General features: G+C 49.6%; 18 protein-coding genes and 1 pseudogene. 12 read left to right on the forward strand and 7 right to left on the reverse strand.

All coding sequences use genetic code 11. The annotated features are described in order from the left end of the window. Positions 1-220: pseudogene (locus ACJAZW_RS11275) on the reverse strand (MarR family transcriptional regulator); the annotation flags it as partial. Between the two features lie 98 nt (positions 221-318). Here ACJAZW_RS11275 and ACJAZW_RS11280 point away from each other — a divergent pair. After that, complete coding sequence (locus ACJAZW_RS11280) at positions 319-990, forward strand: glutathione S-transferase family protein (protein ID WP_415158114.1); 672 nt, start codon at positions 319-321, stop codon at positions 988-990. Positions 991-1,011: 21 nt separating this feature from the next. On the opposite strand, the gene ctlX is transcribed toward ACJAZW_RS11280, so the two are convergent. Then, a complete protein-coding gene (gene ctlX / locus ACJAZW_RS11285) occupies positions 1,012-1,947 on the reverse strand; it encodes a citrulline utilization hydrolase CtlX (protein ID WP_415158116.1) in 936 nt (311 codons plus the stop codon). An 11-nt stretch (positions 1,948-1,958) separates the two neighbouring features. Beyond that, positions 1,959-3,026, reverse strand: a complete 1,068-nt coding sequence (locus ACJAZW_RS11290) for an ornithine cyclodeaminase (RefSeq protein ID WP_415158118.1) — start codon at positions 3,024-3,026, stop codon at positions 1,959-1,961. 156 nt (positions 3,027-3,182) lie between these two features. Between ACJAZW_RS11290 and ACJAZW_RS11295 the strand changes: the two genes are divergently transcribed. Next, positions 3,183-3,620 (forward strand): Lrp/AsnC family transcriptional regulator, encoded by a 438-nt coding sequence (locus tag ACJAZW_RS11295; protein ID WP_415158120.1) that lies wholly within the window; start codon positions 3,183-3,185, stop codon positions 3,618-3,620. Between the two features lie 108 nt (positions 3,621-3,728). Continuing rightward, positions 3,729-4,766, forward strand: coding sequence for an IS110 family transposase (locus tag ACJAZW_RS11300; RefSeq protein ID WP_415158122.1), 1,038 nt, complete (start codon positions 3,729-3,731; stop codon positions 4,764-4,766). Between the two features lie 381 nt (positions 4,767-5,147). Here the strand turns inward: ACJAZW_RS11300 and ACJAZW_RS11305 are convergent, their stop codons facing one another. Continuing rightward, entirely contained in the window at positions 5,148-6,542 is a 1,395-nt protein-coding gene (locus ACJAZW_RS11305) for an HlyD family type I secretion periplasmic adaptor subunit (protein WP_415158124.1), read from the reverse strand. A gap of 71 nt (positions 6,543-6,613) precedes the next feature. Here ACJAZW_RS11305 and ACJAZW_RS11310 point away from each other — a divergent pair, with 71 nt between their 5' ends. The 4 genes from ACJAZW_RS11310 (at position 6,614) to ACJAZW_RS11325 (ending at position 16,105) form a co-directional block, all read left to right on the forward strand. After that, a complete protein-coding gene (locus tag ACJAZW_RS11310; RefSeq protein WP_415158126.1) occupies positions 6,614-8,761 on the forward strand; it encodes a type I secretion system permease/ATPase in 2,148 nt (715 codons plus the stop codon). 211 nt (positions 8,762-8,972) lie between these two features. Then, on the forward strand, positions 8,973-9,680 hold the full coding sequence (locus ACJAZW_RS11315; protein ID WP_415158128.1) for a hypothetical protein: 708 nt from the start codon (positions 8,973-8,975) through the stop codon (positions 9,678-9,680). Next, complete coding sequence (locus ACJAZW_RS11320) at positions 9,661-15,597, forward strand: hypothetical protein (RefSeq protein ID WP_415158130.1); 5,937 nt, start codon at positions 9,661-9,663, stop codon at positions 15,595-15,597. Before ACJAZW_RS11315 ends, ACJAZW_RS11320 begins: the two co-directional genes overlap by 20 nt. 31 nt (positions 15,598-15,628) lie before the next feature. Beyond that, positions 15,629-16,105, forward strand: a complete 477-nt coding sequence (locus ACJAZW_RS11325) for a toxin-activating lysine-acyltransferase (RefSeq protein WP_415158132.1) — start codon at positions 15,629-15,631, stop codon at positions 16,103-16,105. Positions 16,106-16,202: 97 nt separating this feature from the next. Here ACJAZW_RS11325 and ACJAZW_RS11330 read toward each other — a convergent pair whose 3' ends face one another. The 3 genes from ACJAZW_RS11330 to ACJAZW_RS11340 form a co-directional block, all read right to left on the reverse strand. After that, the gene (locus tag ACJAZW_RS11330) at positions 16,203-16,838 is read right to left on the reverse strand and encodes a tyrosine-type recombinase/integrase (protein WP_415158134.1); all 636 of its coding nucleotides are present in this window, start codon (positions 16,836-16,838) and stop codon (positions 16,203-16,205) included. A 315-nt stretch (positions 16,839-17,153) separates the two neighbouring features. Then, a complete protein-coding gene (locus ACJAZW_RS11335) occupies positions 17,154-18,545 on the reverse strand; it encodes a transposase (RefSeq protein ID WP_415158136.1) in 1,392 nt (463 codons plus the stop codon). A gap of 92 nt (positions 18,546-18,637) precedes the next feature. Then, positions 18,638-19,156 (reverse strand): hypothetical protein, encoded by a 519-nt coding sequence (locus ACJAZW_RS11340; RefSeq protein ID WP_415158138.1) that lies wholly within the window; start codon positions 19,154-19,156, stop codon positions 18,638-18,640. Between the two features lie 205 nt (positions 19,157-19,361). Between ACJAZW_RS11340 and fsa the strand changes: the two genes are divergently transcribed. The 5 genes from fsa to ACJAZW_RS11365 all read left to right on the forward strand — a co-directional run. After that, the gene (gene fsa / locus ACJAZW_RS11345) at positions 19,362-20,015 is read left to right on the forward strand and encodes a fructose-6-phosphate aldolase (protein ID WP_415158140.1); all 654 of its coding nucleotides are present in this window, start codon (positions 19,362-19,364) and stop codon (positions 20,013-20,015) included. 34 nt (positions 20,016-20,049) lie between these two features. Next, entirely contained in the window at positions 20,050-21,108 is a 1,059-nt protein-coding gene (locus ACJAZW_RS11350) for a P-loop NTPase (RefSeq protein ID WP_415158142.1), read from the forward strand. A 107-nt stretch (positions 21,109-21,215) separates the two neighbouring features. Then, entirely contained in the window at positions 21,216-21,422 is a 207-nt protein-coding gene (locus tag ACJAZW_RS11355; RefSeq protein WP_415158144.1) for a hypothetical protein, read from the forward strand. Positions 21,423-21,445: 23 nt separating this feature from the next. Next, positions 21,446-22,126: a nucleotidyl transferase AbiEii/AbiGii toxin family protein gene (locus tag ACJAZW_RS11360; RefSeq protein ID WP_415158146.1), complete on the forward strand. Its 681-nt coding sequence runs from the start codon at positions 21,446-21,448 to the stop codon at positions 22,124-22,126. A gap of 757 nt (positions 22,127-22,883) precedes the next feature. Further along, positions 22,884-23,110 (forward strand): hypothetical protein (locus ACJAZW_RS11365; RefSeq protein WP_415158147.1); only part of this gene is annotated, 227 nt, incomplete at its 3' end.

Genomic DNA, 23,110 nt, shown 5'->3' on the forward strand with positions numbered 1-23,110 from the left:
TGATCAGTCGAGACATGCCATATTGGGGCAAAAGCAATTTGGGTTGCAACTCAAACGCCCGCACACCGCAAGCTGCAGTTTGCTCAAGCTGCCACAGCACATCGTACCACAGCAGTTGCGGCAACTTAGCGGCCTTCAGCTTGTTTTCTATCTCTGCGAGCACGATCTTGTGCGACCTGAAAAGGGCGCACCATGCTTTTTGCGTTTGTTCACTTGGCATAATATTTTCTCGCATCACCATCATGTGAATGTAAATGCAGTTGCATCTAAATACAAGATGATCTATGTAGATGCAGTTGCATGTAGATGGAGATAAGTATGCCGAATTACAAACTGACCAGTTTTCCCCTGTGCCCCTATGTTCAGCGCGCCTTGATCGTTTTGGCGGAGAAAGAGGTGCCGTTCGAGCGGGTTGATATTGATTTAGCCAACAAACCAGATTGGTTCCTAAAGCTTTCACCACTCGGCAAAGTTCCAGTGCTTGAGGCAGATGGACATGTGTTGTTCGAAAGCCAAGTCATCGCTGAATATCTTGATGAAGTCACACAGGGCTCACTTCATCCCGCCGATCCTTTGCAAAAAGCCCGTCATCGCGCATGGATTGAATTCGCGTCCCAGGCATTGGCGACATTGTGGGGTTTTTACACGGTCGACACCGCTGAAGAATTTGAAGCCAAACGTACAGCTTTGCTTGAACAGTTTGCCCGCGTGGCGGAGCAGGTTGAAGGGCCATTTTTCACCGGCGATCAGTTCCACATGGTAGATGGCGTATGGGGTACGGTTTTTCGCTACATTCAGTCCTTTGAAAATCTAGGCGACTTCGATTTTTATCAGGGCTCTGAAAAACTGCGCAATTGGCACGATGCTGTTTTGGCGCGCCAAAGCGTAATCGATGCTGTGCCTGCTGACTATCATGAGCAGCTTCTCGCCTTCGTCAAAAACCGCAACAGCTATCTAGCGACAACAATCGCTGACAAAGCGGCCGCGTAATTGGATGGATGATGGGGCGCTTTAGCTTTTAAGGCGAGGCGTCAGATGAATACCCGCAATCATGCAGCGCACCGAGCCGCCGGCCATTTCGATGGTCGGCACGCTCAGCGGAAGCAGTTTAGCGCTCTTGCCAATGATGCGTTTTTGCTCATCGCTCAGTGCGTCAACGGCAGTTTGCGATAGGGCCAAAACATGGCCATCTGTGCCAGAGAGTTCAATCGCGTTGCCCGCAAATGACGCGATCTGATTGGCGCTTAGATTGACAACAATTCGGCCGGACTGCTCAAAGCGTTCAATTATCTCGGCGCGCCGTTTAGGGTCGACGATCATGTCAGTAGAAATCATAACGAAGTCGGTTGCAATGCACATCAAAACGTTGGTGTGATATACGTTTGCGCCGCTTTCATCCAGCGCTTCAAACACCATCGGTTCATAGCCAAAGTGCGTACAAAACCGTTCCAAAGCGATAGGGTCGAGCCGGTTGGATTTCACCGCATAGGCAACGCGTTCAACATGGTCTAAAACCATTGCCCCGGTGCCTTCAAGAAAGATCTGATCTGGCTCTAATCCAGAATAATCCACCACTTCTTGCACACGATAGCAGCACTTGAGTTTCTCAATGACATCAGCCCGCCGTTCCTTGCGCCGACTTTGTGCAAACATCGGATAAATGGCAATATGGCCGCCCGGGTGGGTGGAAAACCAATTGTTCGGGAAGACACTGTCAGGTGTTGCAGTACCCTCGTCGTCAAACAAATGCACCCGTACGCCGTAAGTTTCAAGCTTTGCAACCGCACGCGTCACTTCATCAAACGCACGTTTGGCAATCTCAATATCACTCACATCTGTGGGGGATGTTTGGAACTTGTTGTCGGACGCTGTTTCGGTGTTCGGGTGGAAATGGTGCGGACGCACCATCACCACCGCGTTCGGAGCTTGCACGCTGCGCCGTGTCATCAACATCGGATTTAGCTTGCCGCTTGTTCTGGCGTTTTCGCCCGCTGCACCATGCCAAACAGATCACGTGGATCATCAGGGTCGGCAATCATATCCAGGTCTTCATAAAATCCCGTGGCTTTGTAATGATCACGCAAATAGCGCAGCGCTGAGAAATCCTCAACCGCAAAGCCAACACCGTCAAACAAGGTGATTTGCCCGTCGCTGGTGCGGCCCTTCGCCTTTCCGGTGATCACTTCCCATAATTCTGTGACCGGGTAGTCAGCGTCCAGCTGCTGGATTTCTCCTTCAATGCGGGTTTGTGGCGTATATTCCACAAAAATTCCGGACCGCAGCAAAATGTCTTTGTGTAGTTCCGTTTTGCCCGGGCAATCGCCGCCAATCGCATTAATGTGCAAACCAGCGCCAACCATATTGTCGGTGAGGATAGTGGCATATTGCTTGTCGGCGGTGCAGGTTGTCACGATCTGTGCGCCTTCAAGCGCCTCTTGCGAAGAGGTGCAGGCGACAACATTCAAACCACGGCCCGCCAAATTGCGCGCACATTTTTCGGTGGCGGCTGGGTCGACGTCGTAAAGCCGAACTTCTTTAATGCCCAAAATGGCTTTGAACGCCAAAGCCTGAAATTCTGATTGCGCGCCATTGCCAATCATCGCCATGGTGGTCGCGCCTTTGGCCGCTAAATGCTTGGCAGCAACGGCGGATGTGGCCGCTGTGCGCAGCGCTGTCAAAATCGTCATTTCAGACAACAAAACCGGATAGCCCGTGGCCACATCGGCAAGCATGCCGAACGCGGTGACGGTTTGCAGGCCCGCTTTGGTGTTGGCAGGGTGGCCATTCACATATTTAAAGCCATAAACCTCGCCGTCGCTTGTCGGCATTAATTCGATGACACCTTTTTCAGAATGCGAAGGCACACGCGGCGTTTTGTCGAACAGTTCCCACCGTTTGAAATCGTCCTCAACATATCCAGCGATGCCTTGCAGCATTTCTTCCACGCCGATTTGCAACACGATTTTCATCATGTGATCCACGCTCACAAACGGAACGATGTTCAAGGAATTGTGGTCAAATTTCATCGGTTAGCGGCCCTGATGTTGCAACCATTTGGTTGTCAGAATTGAGAAAAAACAATGTTACAGCGCTAAAATTTCAAAGAAAATGGCAAAAGCTTGCAAATTCTCGCATGAAACTGTTTAAATCGACAGAGTAAAATATGAAAACGGCAGAACGTGATGCAAACCGACAAATTTATCCTTGATTCCCTCGACCATGAACTGGTCTCCCTGTTGCGCTCCGATGGGCGCGCGTCCCTCGCTAAACTCGCCGAAGTGCTCAAAGTGTCGCGCGGCACGGTGCAAAACCGGCTCGACCGCCTGCTGGCGTCCGGCACCTTGCTCGGCTTCACGGTGCGGGTACGCGATGATTACGATAATGATCAGGTGCGCGCGGTGATGATGATTGAGATCGCAGGCAAATCCACCGCCGACATTATCCGAAAATTGCGCGGCCTGCCCGAAGTCGCTTCCATCCATTCCACCAACGGCAATTGGGATTTGATCGCCGACATTCGCTCAGGTTCCCTGTCTGAGTTTGATAGTGTCTTGCGCAAAGTGCGCATGATCGATGGGATTTTGAACTCGGAAACGAACTTGTTGTTGGCTGGGGTTTAGTGGCTTGTTTTGGTCAAAGCGGGCGGAAAGCATGCGTAATTGGGCTGCCTTCTCACTTAGGTCAAGCTCCCGATAAGATCACAGGATAGCTGTGAACAAGGGAGATAGATGATGGAATATTTTGTAGGACTAGATGTGTCGCTTCGCTCATGCGCGATATGCGTTGTTGATACCAAGGGAAATTTGGTTTTCGAACGCGAGCTTGCTTGTGAAGTTGATGGCATTGTGAAGTGCCTATCAAGCTTGGACTTTCGCATAGAACGCGTAGGCTTTGAAGCAGGCACTTTGAGCCAACATCTATATTTTGGATTGCAGGCCGCAAACTTCGACGTTGTTTGTATGGAAGCACGTCAGGTAAATGCTGCGCTGTCAGCAATGCGAAACAAGACTGACAAGAATGATGCTCGAGGCATCGCGCATGTATTGCGCACCGGCTGGTTCAGCCCCGTTCATATGAAAAGTCGCGAAGCCCACGGACAGCGTGCTTTGCTCAGTACTCGCAAGGCACTTTTAAAGAAAACAATGGATCTCGCAAACGAGGTCCGCGGATTATTGAAGATATTCGGTGTGCGCCTGCCAAAGACAGTCAAGCATGGTAGCTTCGATGGTACCGTTCGCCCACTAATCGAAATGGATGATGTGCTCGCACATGCGTTGCTCCCACTCTTGGATGCGCGGGTTGTTCTTTATCAGCATTATCTGGAATTGGATCGACGAGTTAAACGAGCAGCTTCGCAAGATGAAGTATGTATGAGAATGATGACCGTACCTGGTGTTGGTCCCATCGCTGCTCTAGCATTCAAAGCTGCCGTCGATGATCCAACACGTTTTAGGCGGTCTCGCACCGTGGCCGCACATTTTGGCTTAACACCAAGGCGGTATCAATCAGGAGAGCACGACAACCCTGGTCGAATATCGAAAGCCGGGGATCGCGATGTCCGCGCAGTGCTTTATGCCGCTGCCAATGCATTGCTTATGCGCACGATGGCGGGATCTCAGCTCAAATCTTGGGGGATGCGATTGATGCGCACTAAAGGTCGTCGAAGAGCTGTGGTTGCTGTTGCGCGCAAACTAGCCGTTTTACTACATCGAATGTGGGTCGATGGTACAGAATTCCGTCAGGACAAGGTGGGAGGCATGGCATGAACTAAAACGCCAACTACCCAATCCTAACGGGGGTCGTCCTCACCGGACGAGGTCTGTGGATGAAGCCGAAAATGACTGCTGCGCAACTTGAAGCGCGCCGGAAAGCGGGGCTCTCCATAGTCAATCCAGCACATGCATGCAGCGGCGCCATCGAACGCCAAAACAGACTGCGAAGAGAAGCGTGACCCGGATGAGTGACAATGACCCATCAATAAGAAGGAAAAAGAGCTTGACCTAAACACCCAATTAGAGAAGCGGCCTTTCGAAATTTTTGGATTTCGTCCGGCCAGTCGCCAAAAAGCTGACGTTCGACTGAAGCAAAAAGCAGTGCTTCTGAGACTGTCACCGAGCTCAATTTCTACCGTTGCTCCGCAGATTCAATCACCGCTCCCTGATCGCCTCATCGCGGTATCTCAAAAGTGGGGTCAGGAAGAAGTCGAGAACGGTGCGGTTTCCCGTTCTTACTTCAATTGTTGTGCGCATCCCGGGTGCAAGTTTGACTTGCTTGCCATCAACGCCAATGGTTTCTTTGTCTAAAGCAAGTTTCATCACGAATACCGGGCCAAGCTGGGGATCAATGAGTGCGTCTGGTGAGATGTGGGTCACCGTGCCATCTATCACGCCGTATTTGGTGAATGGGAAAGCTTCCAGCTTAATTTCCGCAGCCATACCAATTTCCACTGTGCCGACGTCTTTGTTGAGAAGCTTTGATTCTACTTCCATTTTGACGCCTTCAGGAACAATGGATGCAAGCGTTTCGGCTGGTGAAACCACTGCGCCAATTGTGTGCAACAGTAGCTCGTGAATTGTGCCGTTTACTGGACTAAGAATGAGGAACTGTTTTTCACGCTCCAACTGACGTTGCAACTCTTCGCGGGTGATGAGGATTTGCTGTCTTGCAGTGGCAAGTTGTTGTTTTACTTCGCCACGGAACTGTGCGTTGATTTTCTCTCTTGTCGCGCGCAGCTGATTAAGCCGCAGGTCGGTCTGAATGAGCTGTTGGCGCAAAGATTGTAGTTCCGTGCGGTTGGTTATGAGTTGCAGACGCAAATTTGCAGTTTGAGATTTGGTTGAAAGCCCTTGGGACTGCAATGACAATTCGGCATCTAGCAATTGTTCGAATTCAACGACGGTTTTCTCCCGGGCTGCGACTTGATCGATGAGCGCTGTCGCGGTGGAATCGACAGTTTCTTTGTCTGCATCGTTCTCGCGAAGTGCGGCGGTTAGATTATCCCAACGGCTTTCGATTAGCCCTTTTGACAGATTAACGAGCGCAGGTTTTGCATCAGATGGCGGCTGGAAACTCGCCAATGGTTGGTCGGTGAGCAGCGCCATTGCAACGGCTTCTTCTAATGCCGCCTTGTTGAGTTCATGTTCAATGCGCAAGCGGCTAGTTTTGACTTCCGTGGCGTCAATCTCGACAAGCAATTGCCCTTTTGAAACGCTTTCGCCCTCTTGAACAAGAATATTCGTCACAATGCCCGGTTGCGCGGACTGAACTGTTTTGATCTGGCCCGTAGGTACGATTTTTCCATCAGCGACAGAGACGATATCGATGGGGCTCAAAGCTGCCCAAACCACGACGCAAGTGAAGAACAATGCGATGGTGATCGCCAACACTCGGCCCAGCGCGGGTGGAGGTGTGTCTGCTACTTCAAGTGCAGCGGGCAAAAACTCAAGCGCATCCTTGTCTTTCTTGGACGGTTTGGGTGATTTAGATTTAGCGGGTTCAGCTTGGCCTAGTTTAAGGCCCTTAGATTTGGCGTTTACATTCATGGGACAATCTGAAAAAAAGACAACTTAAATTATATTTTATTGAACTATCTGGCTTTTAAGGGATTTTTTTAGTGTCGTCGAGTGTTGGTGAAAACAATATCAATGAACAGCAACAATCAGACAGCGGCGCCATGTGTATATGTGCGCTACTTGCGATCCACGGCCAACGCGCCAACCCTGATCAAATTGCTCATGAATTTGCAAACCAAAACGGCATCGTCGATGCCGCCGGAATAATAAGGGCCGCGCGGCGGGCAGAGTTTAAAGCCAAAATCATCCGAGCAGATTGGAAGAAGATCCAAAAGCTTCCACTTCCTGGCATTGCGAAGCTAAATGACGAGCGTTTTGTTTTGCTGGCCAAAGCGGCGGACGACAAATTGCTGGTGCAGTTTGCTGGCAAGCCGCCTGAGGAGATTTCGCGCGAAGATTTTGAATTGGTTTATGACGGCCAAATGATCCTAATCGCGAAGCGCGCTGCAGATATGATCGGCGATCTTAAATTTGGCTTTAGTTGGTTTCTGCCCGTTATCGCTAAATATAAGACCCATTTCACAGAGGTCATAGTCGCTAGCCTTTTCTTGCAGGTTTTTGGTCTGATCTCTCCGCTGTTCTTTCAAGTAATCATTGACAAGGTTTTGGTGCATCGCGGACTTACCACGCTTGATGTATTGGTGATCGGCTTGGTGGGGCTAACGATATTTGAAGTGTTGCTTGGTTGGCTAAGGACCTATTTGTTTTCCCACACAACGAGCCGGGTGGATGTGCAACTTGGTGCGCAACTGTTCAAGCATTTGCTTGAACTGCCTATCTCGTATTTTGAAAGTCGACCCACCGGGCAAATTGTTGCGCGAGTGCGTGAGCTGGAAAATGTGCGGGATTTTATCACCTCCTCAGCGCTGACAGTACTGATTGATTTCAGTTTCACCTTTGTCTTCTTTGCGGTGATGTGGCTCTTCAGCCCCACGCTGACGCTGATCGTTCTGGGGTCAATTCCTTTTTATCTCGCCATTTCATTGCTGATAACGCCGGAACTGCGAAGACGGGTGGAAGAGCGCTTCTATCGCGGCGCAAATAACCAAGCCTTTTTGGTGGAAAGCATTGCAGGCGCTGAAACGTTAAAGTCGATGGCAGTGGAGCCGCAAATGCGCGCGCGGTGGGACGAAAACCTCGCCGCTTACGTCAAAGCGTCATTTAGAACCATCACCCTTGGCTCGACAGGATCGCAACTAGTGATGTTGGTCAACAAGATCACAACCGCACTTGTTTTGTATTTTGGTGCAAAGCTGGCAATCACCGGACAGTTGACGGTGGGCCAGCTTGTTGCCTTCAACATGCTGGCGGGCCAAGTCAGCCAGCCGATTATTCGCATTGCGCAACTCTGGCAAGATTTTCAGCAGTTCCGCATTTCGATTGAACGGCTCGGCGATATTTTGAACACCAAAACAGAATCCAAAGACAATTCTGTGCCCGAAAGCTTGCCACCTCTTAAGGGTGTGGTCGAACTAAAAAACGTTACGTTTAGATACCGCCCCGGTGAAGCGGAAGTGTTGCGCGACTTGAGCTTGAAAATTGAACCCGGGACAACTGTAGGTATTGTGGGACGTTCGGGTTCCGGTAAATCGACGATCACCAAGCTCATTCAGCGCCTGCATGTGCCAGAAAACGGGCGCGTGTTGCTGGACGGAATGGATAGTCGCTTGCTGGACCCTGCATGGATGCGACGACAGATCGGCGTGGTGCTGCAAGATAACATCCTGTTTAATTCAAGCGTGCGCGACAATATCGCATTGTCTAATCCGGCCATGCCGATGAAGACAATTTTGCAGGCTGCAGAACTGTCAGGTGCGCATGAGTTTATCCTGCAATTACCCAAAGGCTACGATACGGTCTTGGAGGAACGCGGTTCGAACTTGTCGGGCGGACAACGCCAACGCATCGCCATCGCACGGGCACTTGCGGTGCGTCCACGTATTCTAATTCTGGACGAAGCAACAGCCGCACTAGATTACGAATCAGAACGCCTGTTTCAGGAAAACCTACGCAAAATCTCAGTTGGCCGCACGGTGATCATCATTGCGCACCGACTTTCCACGGTCAGAAATGCAGACAACATCATTGTTATGGACGAAGGTAAAATCAGAGAGCAAGGAAATCACAAGCAACTTATTGAAAATGATGGATTTTACGCTTGGCTAGTGAAAGCTGCTGAAGGCGAATAAGACGAAATATTCAAATTTCATTATATGTATAATTGTGAACAATAGACCGAATGGTCAAACATTTCCTGCAACAGTGGAGTGAGAAGGTCAAGTAGAAATACGACAATATTCCAATATTCATCTGCACTAATTGAATTGAAAAAACTGGCCGCTTGTGGTGGAAATTGTCACACTACTCAGTTGATTTTTGCCACATGAAGAGTTTTTTTGATTGATACGGAAAGCTGGTGCTGCATTTTTAATTTTCATAGCATTTTTGGCTTTGGCTGAAACTGCTTACCGTAATGCTTTGGTTGTACCATCGCTATCGCAGTTGATATTTGAACAACCCAGTTTTGTTGAAGATATGCGGAAATTGGCGAATTCTAGTGAGTTTTCCTACTACAATCTAGGTCGCGCGTTTGAGTTTGACTGCGAAGATCAACCGTTTGGCTGTTACAATGCGCAAGAGTTTGACAACGTGGGCTTGATCATTGCGCAAATACCTGTGGAAATCGGTGCTGCACAAAAATACGGAATCGTGGTGCCTGATTGCGAAAACAAACAGGAACAATGCTGGTTTATTCAGCGGGTATCCAGCGGGATACTTGGCATTGAATATGTTGAGGCTGAGAACTACCTCCAAGACATCGATACAGATGAGTTTGGCAACAGCGACCCTAATTCTGTAAAAAAATGCACCGACCTTACCGTCGGCCACTTTTATACTGCTGCACTCTGTCGAGGCGAAATTAAGTTTGGCGGTCAGATCACTGATATAGAGTATTCTATTTTGCTTACACATGGTGTCATCGAAGGTTTGTTTACTGACTCCCCAAATCCGCCAGTTTTGAAAATCTATATAAGTTTTGTTCGGGGTCGCGCCGCGAGCGTTCCTGATGGAATTCTAGGAGATACTTATGGGAATTACACCAACTGAGTTAGACGACCTAATGTTGGCGGCGCTTATACAAGCGCAAGCTCAAAGTGAAGGACGTGAACCAGTCGTATTCGAAGGCAATCGGTACGAATTTGACGCTTCAAACTATGGGGCGTTTGGTAACTTGTATTCTGTCGCCTACAAAAGCGAAACTACGAACCACGTCGTAATTTCTACCAAAGGATCTAATGATTTTGTTGATTATGCTATTGACGACACAAGCCTCATTCTTACTGGCACGGGACTATCAACATGGCTTAATAATCGCTCCCTAAACAACTTCGCTGACCAATACTCGGGAAGCAATATTATGGCGACTGGCTTCTCTCTGGGGGTTCCGTATGCCCAAATGTTGGACAGGAGAGCTGATAAAGTAATTGGTATGAATGGTTTGGGAAGTCACGGTTTGATTGGCGCAATCAGCCCGTGGAATGTACCGTCCGATAATTCGTGGACATATTTTTCCGCCAACCAAGAGTTCGAGAGCGTACTTCACTGGACAGGAGTTCACTACGGCGAAACGGAATTTGTCCCTGGTGCCGGCGGGCATCAATTTGATGGTTTCTTTAATGGCGTAAAGAACCTTTACAACTATGTCGAATCGCAAATTCAATATGGTGCGTATCGAAATGCGGCCTTGCAAGTTGCCAAAGAAGGCCAGAAAGACCTCGATGACTTCCAGCGCATGGCCGAAGAACGTAAGATGCTTCGCGAACGCGAACGCGAACGCCGCTCACGTGACCTAGCTGAACAGCAACGCCAAGAGGAACTAGCTGCAAAACAACAGGCAGATAGAGACCGTATTCAAGCGGCGCGTCAAGGCGAAGACACTGGCGGCTCCTCCGGTGGTAGCTCAAGTTCAGGTTCCTCTTCTTCCGGTCCTAGTCTAACTGGAAGTAAAAAACCTAAACGCAGCGGAAGTGTTGCTCAAAAGGCTGAAAAACGAAACAATCCGGAGGGTGCTAATTATCAAGCCCCTCCCGCGAAACAAAAAACACCAAGCACGCCCGAAGGCGCAAACTACCAGACAGAGAAAAAGGAGACTTGGAAACCCCGTGAAGCCGATCCTGAAAGCGGTGGTCGAGGTGGTCGCGGCGGCACAATGGCGCCGATTGTTTTGGATATGGATGGCGATGGAATTGAGATTATCGCAGATATCAATTCCAAAGTTCAGCGTGACATGGACGGCGATGGGTTTATTGAAACCACTGCATGGGTTGGTGCGGACGATGCGATTTTGGCGATTGATTTGGCTGCGGACGGTTCAGCGGGCGCAGATGGGCGCATTACTCAGTCCAAAGAATTTATGTTTACCGAATGGAGCGCCACGGCCAAAACCGATTTGGAAGGTTTGACCGAAGTCTTTGACACCAATTTTGATGGTGTGTTTGACGCGCGGGACGCTCGCTGGTCGGAATTCCGGGTGTGGCAAGATGCCAACTCGGATGGCGAAAGCCAAGAAGGCGAATTGGTCGATCTTGATACCGCTGGTATTACATCTTTAAACCTGCAAGCTGAGGGTGACAAAATTGTCTTGCCTGATGGCTCTGTTGTGCATGGTATTGGTGACTTCACCAAATCTGACGGAACGTCGGGCAGCTATGGTGATGTTGAACTACATTATTCTGGCCAAGGCTACAAAATCACCGAAGACGAGAATGGTCGTCACATCGAGTTTGAAACCGGCGAAATTGACAGCTACTACATCGCAGTGAACCCAACAGCTGGGGTCAATATTGATCTGACCGACAATGGCTATGTTGGCGGTGAAGGCACACAGTTTGATGATTTCTTCATCACGGACGGCGAGCAAAGCGTTACCATTGATGGCAAAGGCGGCAATGACACGCTAGCAGGTGGACTTGGTCACGATAGCTTGTCTGGTGGCACAGGTAACGACATTATCCATGGCGCTGACGGTCACGATATGCTTTCGGGCGGTGAAGGCAATGACGAATTGTTGGGCCAAGAAGGCAATGACATTTTGTTCGGCGGCGCTGGCGCTGACATTATGGATGGTGGTGAAGGCAACGACACCATCTATGCTGATGATGAAGACAATTTGAACAATATTCGTGGTGGCGAAGGCTTTGACGGTCTGATCTATCACGGCTCTAAGAATTTGAACTTCAACGCGACAGTACAAGGTTTTGAGAGCGTTTCAGGCGGCGATGGTGACGACATTCTGATCACAAGTGCGGGCAAAGACGACAATACTTTGCTCTCAGGCGGTCTTGGCAAAGACAAGCTGATCAGTGGCGCGAGCAAAGATGTACTTGTTGGTGGTGCGGGCGATGATAGCCTTTATGGCAATGCGGGCGACGACAAACTAATTGGCGGCGCAGGCAATGATCGGCTTGAAGGTGGTGCGGGTAACGATACCTACTATTTCAACCGCGGCGACGGTCAGGACACGATCTTTGACTATTCTGAAGAGCAGTATTTGGAAAAGTACACTTATCAGGAAAGCGAACAATATACCTATCAGGTGACTGTTGCTTACGATGTGCAAAAGCAGGTCCAATATCAATATACTGAAAAAGTCGCCTATCAGGTCCAGAACAAGGTAAATTATCAATACCAAGAACAAGTGGCTTATCAGTATAACGCACGCGTTGCGCAGCGTTACAAATCGGGCAAGCATTGGCGCACCCGATATGTCAACGAAACCCGCACCGGGTACAAGATGGAAACCAAGACCGGTTCGCGCACGGAAACGTCTACCGCTTACAAGGATGTCACAAAAACCGGCACCAAAACCATTACAGAAACCCAGTACCGCGAAGAAGATCGCGTGGGCTACCGTATAGTCACCAAAGAAGGTGAGCGTTGGGTTGTGAACGAATTGGACAGTGGTATTGATACACTGCAGTTCGGTGCAAACATCGATATTTCTGACATCGTGTTCTCAATTGTTGGTCAAGACGCCGTCATTCAATTGCGAGACCATGGCGCAGAGGCAACCATCACCACCGACCAAATGACCATTCTAGATTGGATGGATCAGCGCAACCGCGTCGAGAACTTCAAATTTGTTGATGGCATGTTGCTTGATTTCTCACACATCACAGCAGGCTACAACGGCGACATGAGTTCCAACACGCTCACTGGTTCTGCAACAGGCGACTTTATGTCAGGCGCTGGCGGCAATGATGTGATTTCCGCAGGTGCGGGCAATGACATTGTTACTGGCGGCTCAGGCAACGACACCATTAATGGTGGCGATGGCAAAGACTTCCTGTTTGGGGATGAAGGCAACGACACAATTTCGGGCGGCGCAGGTGACGACGTCATTCTTGCCGGAGAAGGCAACGACACCGTCTATGGTGATGCAGGCGACGACGCTATTTACGGCGGTGAAGGCAACGACACCATTCACGGTGGTGCGGGCAATGATCGTATTCTTGCTGGCAAGGGCGATGATTTCATCAATGGCGGCGCTGGCGATGATATGTACTTCTATTTCCGCGGCGATGGCAAAGACACCATCCACGACAATGCGCAAGTGGAAGAAGAGTACCAAGAAGTATCAGGTTCTCATTATGAGCGGAGTGGTAAAACTGGCAAGTGGGTCAATGAATATCGGACCAAGAAAAAGTGGCGCCAAATCGAAGGCGGCGACGATATCTTACAGTTCGGCTATTCCATTGCGTTGGCAAGCCTTGCGTTCAAAATTAGCGGCAATGATCTAATCGTTGGTGTTCGTGATCTGGCGAATGATGCGTTGCAAATTGGCGCATTGGCAGACGAAGTCACCATCAAAGATTGGAGCAACGCAAAGAACCGCGTTGAGACCTTCTCACTGGGTGACCAAACTGTTCTCGACATGACAGAAATCGAATATGCTGCTTCAGGTTATGAGGGCAACGATACGCTAAATGGCACCGCCAAAGGTGATGTGCTTTCAGGTGGTTCTGGCAATGACATATTAATCGGCAAAGCTGGTGACGACTATCTAATCGGCGGCTCCGGTAATGACCGTCTTGACGGTGGCGATGGCCTTGATGATTTGTACGGCGGTGCTGGCAATGACATTTTGCTCGGCGGTGCAGGTAAAGACTTCCTTATCGGTGGAGATGGCGACGATACGCTCGAGGGCGGATCAGGCGATGACGTGTTAACGGGCGGCACGGGCAACGATCTGCTCAAAGGCGGCCTGGGCAACGACACCTACATCTTCAACCGTGGTGATGGTCAAGACACAATTGACGAAACTGCATTTGAACAAGTGCAAGAAGCTTACACCTACACTGAAGCGGTGCAAAAATCTGTCAAAGATGGCAAACACTGGAAAACCGTTTGGGTCAACGAAACACGGACTGGTTCCCGTACAATTACCCAAGCTGCTGAAGGTGGCCGGGATACATTGCAGTTTGGTGCCTATATCGGCATCTCAGATCTTCTGATGACAAAATCTGGTGCAGACCTGATCGTAAACCTAAAACCTCTTTCAGAAACGGATACCAACCAAGACCGTGTAACGATCAAAAACTGGGATCAAGCCGAATTCAGAATTGAAGATTTCCGCTTCCGTTCTGGCTTTGCGATTGATCTAGCCAACGTCGTCGACTTTAAAACTGGCAACGACAATGGAGAAACCATCTCAGCTGCCTCTGGCAAGTCTAGCTGGCTTTCCGGTTTAGGCAGTAATGACCAAATTAATGGTTCGAGCGGCGACGATGTTTTGTTGGGTGGCGAAGGTGATGACAATCTAGTTGGTGGCACCGGCAACGATACTTACGTCTTTGAGCGTGGCAACGGCAAAGACGTAATTGCTGACAGTGGCAGTGGTGCGTTGCAAATCGGTGACGGCGGCAAAGTGGTCAGCGGCGACAAGCTCTTGTTTGGCTCCGGGATTACGCTAGAGAATCTTGTGCTTCAGCGTTCCGGCAATGATCTTAAAATTTATGTCACTAATCCACTCGAAGAAGAGGTGGTGCTGTCTGAAGTTGCAGATCGCGTTACGATCAGTGGCTGGGTCAATGCAACCAACAAGATTGAAGCCTTCCAGTTCTTCGACGGCATGGATTTTGATCTATCAAGCATAACAAACACCTATCTCGGTGCAGACTTGCTCGGCACTACAGTCACGTCGTCAAACGATACTCTGAACGGTTCAAATTCTGCTGATTGGCTAGATGGTTTTGGCGGGAATGACATTCTGTACGGCAACGGCGGTGACGACTTCTTGCTGGGTCGTATTGGCAATGACACGCTGCACGGTGGTGCCGGCGACGACATCCTGATCGGCGGAGACGGAAACGATATTCTGCATGGCAACGAGGGGAATGATCTACTCGTTGGCGGTGAAGGTAACGACACAATTTATGGTAACTCCGGCAGCAACTCAATTTCTGGGGGAGCTGGCGACGACACCATAACTGGTGGTTCAGGCACTGACGTGATCCTGGGCGATACCGGCGACGATATCTATCAAGCGAGCGCCGGTGCTGATATTTATCGGTTTGGCTATGGAGATGGGCGAGATACGTACAATGGCATCAATTCTGGCGTAGCAGGACAAGTCAAATCTTCATCATCCTCTGTGCCATTACACAGCAGATACGTTAGTGCCGCACCTTTGAACTCCACTGTGAATGACACAATCGAATTTGAGGATGACATAAAAACCAGTGCGATCTGGTTCCGCAAGGACGGCGATGATTTGGTTGTTCAACTGCTCGGCACTGAAGACTCGATCACTGTTTCTGACTGGTATGTAGGTTCGCAAAGTAAGCGGACAATTGATGGGTTCGCTGCGGGCGACTCCTATTTGTCTTATTCTGGCGTTCAGCAGTTAGTGAATGCGATGGCATCGTTTAGTCCAAATGACGGAACAACAGCTTATGGCGTTAAATCAACAGACTTGCCCAGTCAGGTGCAAGTCGCGGTAACTAGTGCGTGGCAGGCGGCGTAGCTTTCAGAATGAATAGAACTGGAGCTGTCGCATGAGCAGTGAAAAGATTACATCGAATGCGCAGATCTTAGGTGAGGTGGTTTGGCTTTTAACAAAGTCAAACCTTCACCGCGATTGGAGTATCGCAAGCATTGAACAGTGGGTGATGCCTGCCATCTCAAAGCAGCGTTTCAGGCTCTACCATGATGGCGATCAGCCTGTCGGCTATGTCAGTTGGGCACATATGTCCAAGCGCGCTGAGCGAGCCTACGTGCAGAATACGCGACTCTTGTCACCAGATGACTGGGAGTCTGGTGATCGTTTGTGGTTTGTGGATTTCATCACCCCGTTTGGTCACGCAAAGCGAGTATCCAGGGACCTGAAGTCGAACATTTTCCCAGACGACGTTGGGCGTGTGCTTCGCTGGCGTGAAGGTTCCGACATACTATCCATTTTCTATGTCCACGGTCAAAATGCGATTAAGAAAGCCAAAGATAGATCAGTAAGCACGACTGTTGAATTGATGTAGGTAACAAAAACACAAATTGAATACAGTTCCATCCAAAAATAGCGCAATCCATTGAATTGGTTTTGGATGGACTGGCGCCTTGCCAGCCCATTGCTTGCTAGATTTCGACCCCTTCGGATATTGAAAGCGCATCTTCCAAATCGACACCCAGATAGCGCACAGTGCTATCCATTTTTGTGTGGCCCAAAAGGAGTTGGACGGCCCTCAGATTTCCTGTCTTCTTGTAAATTTGCGCTACTTTGGTTCTTCGCATTGAATGGGTTCCATATGCACTAGGCTCAAGACCAATCGCCGCCACCCAATCTTTGAGCATTCGTGCATACTGCCGCGTTGAGATATGGGGACGATCCTGTAATCGACTGGGCCATAGATAGTCATGACCACTCATCACTGGTTGGGCAATCCAGTCTGAAACAGAAGCCCTTGTTCCTGCGGTGATTTCAAATCGAACCGGTGTTTTGGTTTTGCTCTGCAGGATTGACGTCCGCTCTTTGACGCTGCCCGCAGTGAACACATCCGCCACTTTCAATCGAACAAGATCGCAGCCTCTCAGTTTACTATCGATGGCCATATTGAACAGCGCAAGGTCACGTAGCGCATTTGCGAGTTCCAATCGGACCCTGATGGCCCAAACATGTTTGGGCAGTAGCGGCCGTTTTTGGCCAATTATTCTACCGTGGTTCCAAGCATGTTTTGAAGGAATGATCATTGGAAGGTTTGATAAGTCAGGCATAACAAATCCTTTGCGCCATACCCTCCAACCTCAGCACTCAAACTTTCAGCGGCATAATATTGCGGTATGATGGCTTCGATGACAAATTTTACCCCTGCGACAACCCAATGCGCGCAAGATTATACAGCCTTCCGAAGTCAAGCACCGCGGTCAATTTGAGAACACTCAAATGCGTAATTGGCCTGAATGTCTGGTTTGAAGAGCATGGTCGTTGGAAATTGGCGTGCTGCGAACGGCAGCTATGGGCCTATTCCGTTGAAAAACCGGCTATATTTTGCAATCCCGGAATGCAGATAGAGCTTGCGTACCACCGATTTACACTGGTTTTGGCGTTGGCATTGGGTTTGTTGCCCATTTTGCTAGCTTTTTGAGGTTCTGAGCGGTTGCAGCGAGGAGGAATTCATCATTTGCGCCACATGGTCCACGTAATCTGAGCTGACTTAAGCCGTGTATTCGTTTGAGATGGGCAAACGACATCTCCACCTTCTTTCTCAGTTTTCGCGAGATCGCATATTGATGCGTTTGAGCTAAACGACGTGCTTCATTACGTGAACTCTCAAAGATTGTTCTTGTGACTTTGCGGGCTGCTTGCTTGGGGCAGCACTTTGATTTTAGTGCACAGGCATCGCAATCGGACTTTTGTGCACGATACCGAAGGGTTGCATCTTTGTTTGGTCCGGATCTTGGTGTTGTGAAGGCGCGCCGATATTGCTTGAGCTCTTTTCCGCTTGGGCAGATGTAGCGATCATCATGTTCATCAAAGGTGAAGTCAGCCCGTTCAAACGTTCCATCTTTGCGACCTGACTTGTCAAAGACAGGGATATGTGGCGCAATCCCACGCTCAACAACCAACCATTCCAACATAGGGCCAGTTCCATAGGCCGTGTCAGCGATCAATCGCTCCGGTTTCATATCATACTTGCGTTTCAGTCGATCAATCATGATCTGAACAGACCTGACCTCGGCTTGCCGTATGGACCGCGTAGCATCGACGTCCAGGATGATCGCATTGTCTGTATCAAGGAGATAATTGGCGGAATATGCAAAATAAGCTGGCCCGCCGCGTGCACCAGTCCATTGAGCTGCAGGATCTGAATGCGAAGTATATTTGGGTTTTACCGGGCTGGCTGCGCCAAAAGCGGCATCATCAAGCGTCTCGAGATATTCCCGAACGGCGCGTGGGGCAGATGTCGGATCAATGGCCTCAGGGTCCCAATCTTCTTGTCGAGAAGAGTTTTGGCGATTTGCGTCTGCAGCAATTATGCTGGCATCGGCTGCCAAACGCTCGCCGCTGGCCAAACCAAACTCAATGCATTGAGCAACAACGCTCTCAAACACATGACGCAACAACTCGCTGTCACGAAAGCGGCCATGTCGGTTCTTCGAAAAAGTAGAATGGTCTGGAACCTCATCGGTCAAATCCAACTTACAAAACCAGCGATAGGCCAGGTTCAAATGCACTTCATCACAAAGACGCCGCTCAGACCGAATGCCCATCAAGTAACCGACCAACAATATCCGGATCATCAGTTCAGGATCAATCGAAGGGCGTCCGGTTGAGCTGTAATGAGGCGCAAGGTGCTGACGTAAACTCGACAAATCAATGATAGCCTCGATGCGGCGTAACAGGTGTTCGTCAGGCACATGATCTTCTAAACAAAACTCATAAAACAGCGCAGATTGTGCTTCTTTACGCGGTCCCATCATCGTTCAAATTCCCCATGATCAACAAGGAAATTGAATCAGTACTACAACACATAATCAAGAAGAGTTTTTCAACAGAATAAGCCGAAACTAGCCTAAACCCGATCCCTTAACCCCGTAAAAAACGCCCGGATTTCCTCAAACGTGCCGCACGTTTCATACGCAATCAAATTTGCGCTGGTCCAGGGGGGGAGGGGCGTGAGTTCAGCCTCAAAATTTGCCACCTGGCTGACTTGCGTTTCGTCGAGTTTTAGTTTGCGCACTTCGCGCAAGAGGGCCAAAAACTCATGCACTTTGTGCATCACGCGGTAAGCATCAAACATCTCTTGTGCTTGATCCGGATGGTCGCGCCATGAGCGGCCTTCAAAAATCTCGTGGAACGTGCGTTGCCCCGCGCCAAAGCAATTGTAGCGTACGCAGCCTTTAAAGCCTTGCTCGTCCAAGTCCGCGTGGATGGTGCAGCTGTGCGCCTCATCCAAATGTTTGCAGGGTTCGGCGGCCTGTTTGTCATAGGCGAACATGTTTGACTTATCGAATGCCAGCGCCACGCAGCAGTAGGCAGCGCAGTTTTCGCAGTCTGGTTCTAGTTTGATATTTTGCAAATTGTTCGCCATGGCGCAGTGCTATCCGATGCGGTGAACGATCGCAACAAAAGTAAAATTTGACCATTTGATAAATAAAACAACATGCATTATGGTCCGCGCCTGTCGCGCAGCGAAAACTGATGAATTCAAAATGCAGTTTTGCGCCTTGCGATAGGGGGGCAATTTGTGAGACAACGGCCCCACATTTTGACGCCAGAACCAAATTAGGTGAGCCATGAAATTTTTCGTCGACACTGCAGAAGTTGCAGACATTAAAGAACTCAATGAAACAGGTCTTTTGGACGGTGTAACAACCAACCCAAGCTTGATCGCTAAATCTGGCCGTGACTTCTTAGAAGTGGTCAAAGAGATTTGCGACATTGTTGACGGTCCAGTTTCTGCCGAAGTTGCCGCAACCGATTATGCGGGCATGGTGGCAGAAGGCGAACACCTCGCCAAGATCGCCAAAAACGTTGTGATCAAATTGCCTTTGACTATGGACGGCCTAAAGGCCTGCAAATATTTCTCTGGCAAGGGCATTAAAACCAACGTCACATTGTGCTTTTCTGCCAATCAAGCATTGCTCGCCGCCAAAGCGGGCGCAACGTACATTTCGCCGTTCATTGGCCGCTTGGACGATATCAACCTTGATGGCATGCAGTTGATCGATGATATCCGCACCATTTACGACAATTACGGGTATGAAACTGAAATTCTTGCAGCCTCAATTCGTTCTGCAAATCATGTTTCAGATGCGGCGATTGCAGGTGCTGATGTGGCAACTATTCCACCAAGCATTATCCGCCAATTGGTGCAGCATCCATTGACCGCAAAAGGCCTAGACGCCTTTGTGAAAGATTGGGCATCAACGGGTCAGAAAATCCTTTAACTGACACGACGAAAACTTGCGAACGGAAAATAAGATGAGCGATAAAGCTTTGGAAGATGAAGTACGCGCAGCGCTAGCCACTGTGCAATTGCCCGGCGGCGCGCCACTGGCTGGGTATGCTGGTATGAGCGATATCATCATCACTAAAGGCGCCATCGCGTTCGCCATCACCATTGCACCGGGACTAGAGGCGTCTTTTGCCCCGGTGCGCGACCAAGCCGAACAAGCGGTCAGCAAAATTGCAGGCGAGCGCAAGGTGATGATTTCTGTCACCTCAGATCGCCAGCAGGCGCAAAGCGCCCAAGCCACCGCCAAACCGCGCCAGCCCGGCCCGCCACCAAAAGAGCCGGTAAAAGGCATCAAATCCATCATCGCCATTGCCTCAGGCAAAGGCGGCGTAGGCAAATCCACCACCGCCGTAAACTTTGCGCTGGCGCTGCAAGCCAAAGGCCAAAAAGTTGGCATTTTGGATGCGGACATTTACGGCCCGTCTATGCCCAAACTTTTGGGCCTAGAAGGCAAACCCGCCATGCGCGACGATGGCATTTTCACCCCGCACGAAGCCTATGGCCTCAAAGTCATGTCTATCGGCTCGATGCTCGAAGGCGATCAAGCCGTCGTGTGGCGCGGCCCCATGGCCACCTCCGCCCTGCGCCAATTGCTGCGCGAAACCGATTGGGGCGACCTCGACACATTGGTGGTTGATCTGCCGCCCGGCACCGGCGACGTACATATTTCGCTCGTCCAAAGCGTGCCCCTAACCGGCGCAATCATTGTTTCCACCCCGCAAGACCTTGCCCTAATCGACGCTAAAAAAGCCATCGACATGTTCGCCCGCACCAAAGTCACCATTTTGGGCATCGTCGAAAACATGAGCTATTTCCTCTGCCCATCCTGCGGCACCCGATCCGACATTTTTGGCTCCGGCGGGGCACAAGAAACCGCCAAAAAACTCGGCGTTCCATTCCTTGGTGCAATCCCCTTGCACATGGATATCCGCGAACGCTCAGACGCAGGCACACCTATTGTCGCCACGGCACCAGAGAGTGCAGAAGCAAAGGCGTTTTTGGATATTGCTGAGGTGGTTGGCTAGAAGGCGTTGGCGGGCACAGCCTTAGTCATTATGATAGTTGTTCATTGATTTTTGGCGTTTTCAGCACTATATTGCCTGTGAAATATTGAAAGCCTCCTGAGGGTGACATGAACGTTGAAATAAAAGATTATCCGCAATTGCGGCAGATATGCTGGAACCGTCACGACAATGCCGTTGTTGACGGAGCGGATGCGCTTGCGCTTTACGAGCGAAATTGGCGTTTTGTTGATCAAGATGCAATAACCCGTCGTGAAAAAGCCTTGGTAAAACTTTTGGCTGACAAATTTGGCAATGGATGTTTGTTGGTAGCCTGACAACCGATCAAGCGCGAGCGAAGATGTTTCGACGACAACACCACAAAGATATTCTCAAAGTTCTACAAAGTTTGAATGGCGATCTGCTACGAGATGCTGAATGCTTCTTTGGTGGAGGCACTGCCATTGTACTCGATCTCGATGAATATCGTGAGAGCATAGATATCGACTTTTTGTGCTCGTCAAAAGCTGGCTACCGTAAACTAAGACAAGCGGTCTATGGACCTCAGGGCATGTTTGGAATTTTAAGTCCATACACTGAAATTAAAGTTCTCAGAGAAGTGCAAGCAGACCAATATGGCATCCGCTCATTTGTCGGCATCGAAAACACAAAAATCAAATTTGAGATTGTGCGAGAAAGCCGCATCGACTTAGTTGGAAAAATGGACAAACGCTACGGCGTACCTGTTTTAAATCGAGATTGCATGTATGCTGAGAAGTTACTCGCAAACGCAGATCGATGGTCCGACAAAGCAGTGCTCAGTCGCGATCTAATCGATCTTCTGATCATGCAATCGCGCTGGCAACCAATCCCTCAATCCGCTTGGGAAGTTGCTGAAAATGCTTATGGTGACACAGTTCGCAAAGCATATGACAGCGCAGTCGAGCAACTCAGCAACGAAAGCTGGCTGCTAAAATGCATGGACAAGATGGATATGGATTTGGGCTTAAAGGATGAGATCGTGGCCCAGTTGGTAGAGTAAGCTAGCTCAGTACGCCGCTGGGTTTCACCAAATTGGTACCCTTCAATTTGAAAACATCGTCGTCGGGTGTCTAGCTCGATGAAGTAACCACGAAAATATCCGCAAACGCTCAGACGCTGGCACACCGATTGTTGCAACAGCACCGGAAAGCGCTGAAGCGAATGTGTTTTTGGATATTGTTGAGGTGGTTGGCTAGTTAGTTAGTTAGTTAGTTAGTTAGTTAGTTTTGATCCCGCATCAAGTGCGGGAATGCCCCCTTGGGGCGCAGTGAACCTCCTCTTGGCATCCCCGGACTTGATCCGGGGTCAACTATCAATTCGCGAATTCCCAGACGCTGGCACACCGATTGTGGCGACGGCACCAGAGAGCGCCGAAGCGAAGGCTCGTTTTCACAATTGTTCGGAACCGTCCCCAGGCCAATGCAACGGTGCATCTTGGCCTTCGCGGTTTGTGTATTTCGATTGCCCATTTCTTTCGACAAGAGGACTGAAGGTGCCAAAATTATTAGCATACAGTCCAACCATTAACTCGAGAGTATTGTGCTCCGTTGCCACCATGCAATTGACCATCTCAATACCATCTTTCGTGCGCCGATAGGTTGAGTCCGTTCCATTTGGCCAATACACATTGAACAACATTATTGCGCAGGCTATTTTTCATGACGATACTAAACAGGCGGCGACTGTTTCGAGTCGCACTCTCAAGTCTAATAGCAAGTTTCACTGTTGTTACGGCACCCAAAGCTGAAGAACGAACAATGTCAGTTTACACAATTACCTTTGACCCATCTGCCGATGAAGCCTCCGACAATTATGGGTATATGAATGAGATTTTGGATGGAGATTTTGCCGAGGCATTTCCAATCGATATCGTGTTTCATCCAGTGATGAAGGCCTTCCGTTTGGATAATGGATTGTGGGTCGAACAATCCGCTGCTTACCAAGGTCTTCCGATTGATATGTCTGGCTTACCGAAACGAATTCG

The sequence above is a fragment of the Maritalea sp. genome (assembly GCF_047634455.1).
In the GTDB taxonomy this organism is placed as follows: domain Bacteria; phylum Pseudomonadota; class Alphaproteobacteria; order Rhizobiales; family Devosiaceae; genus Maritalea.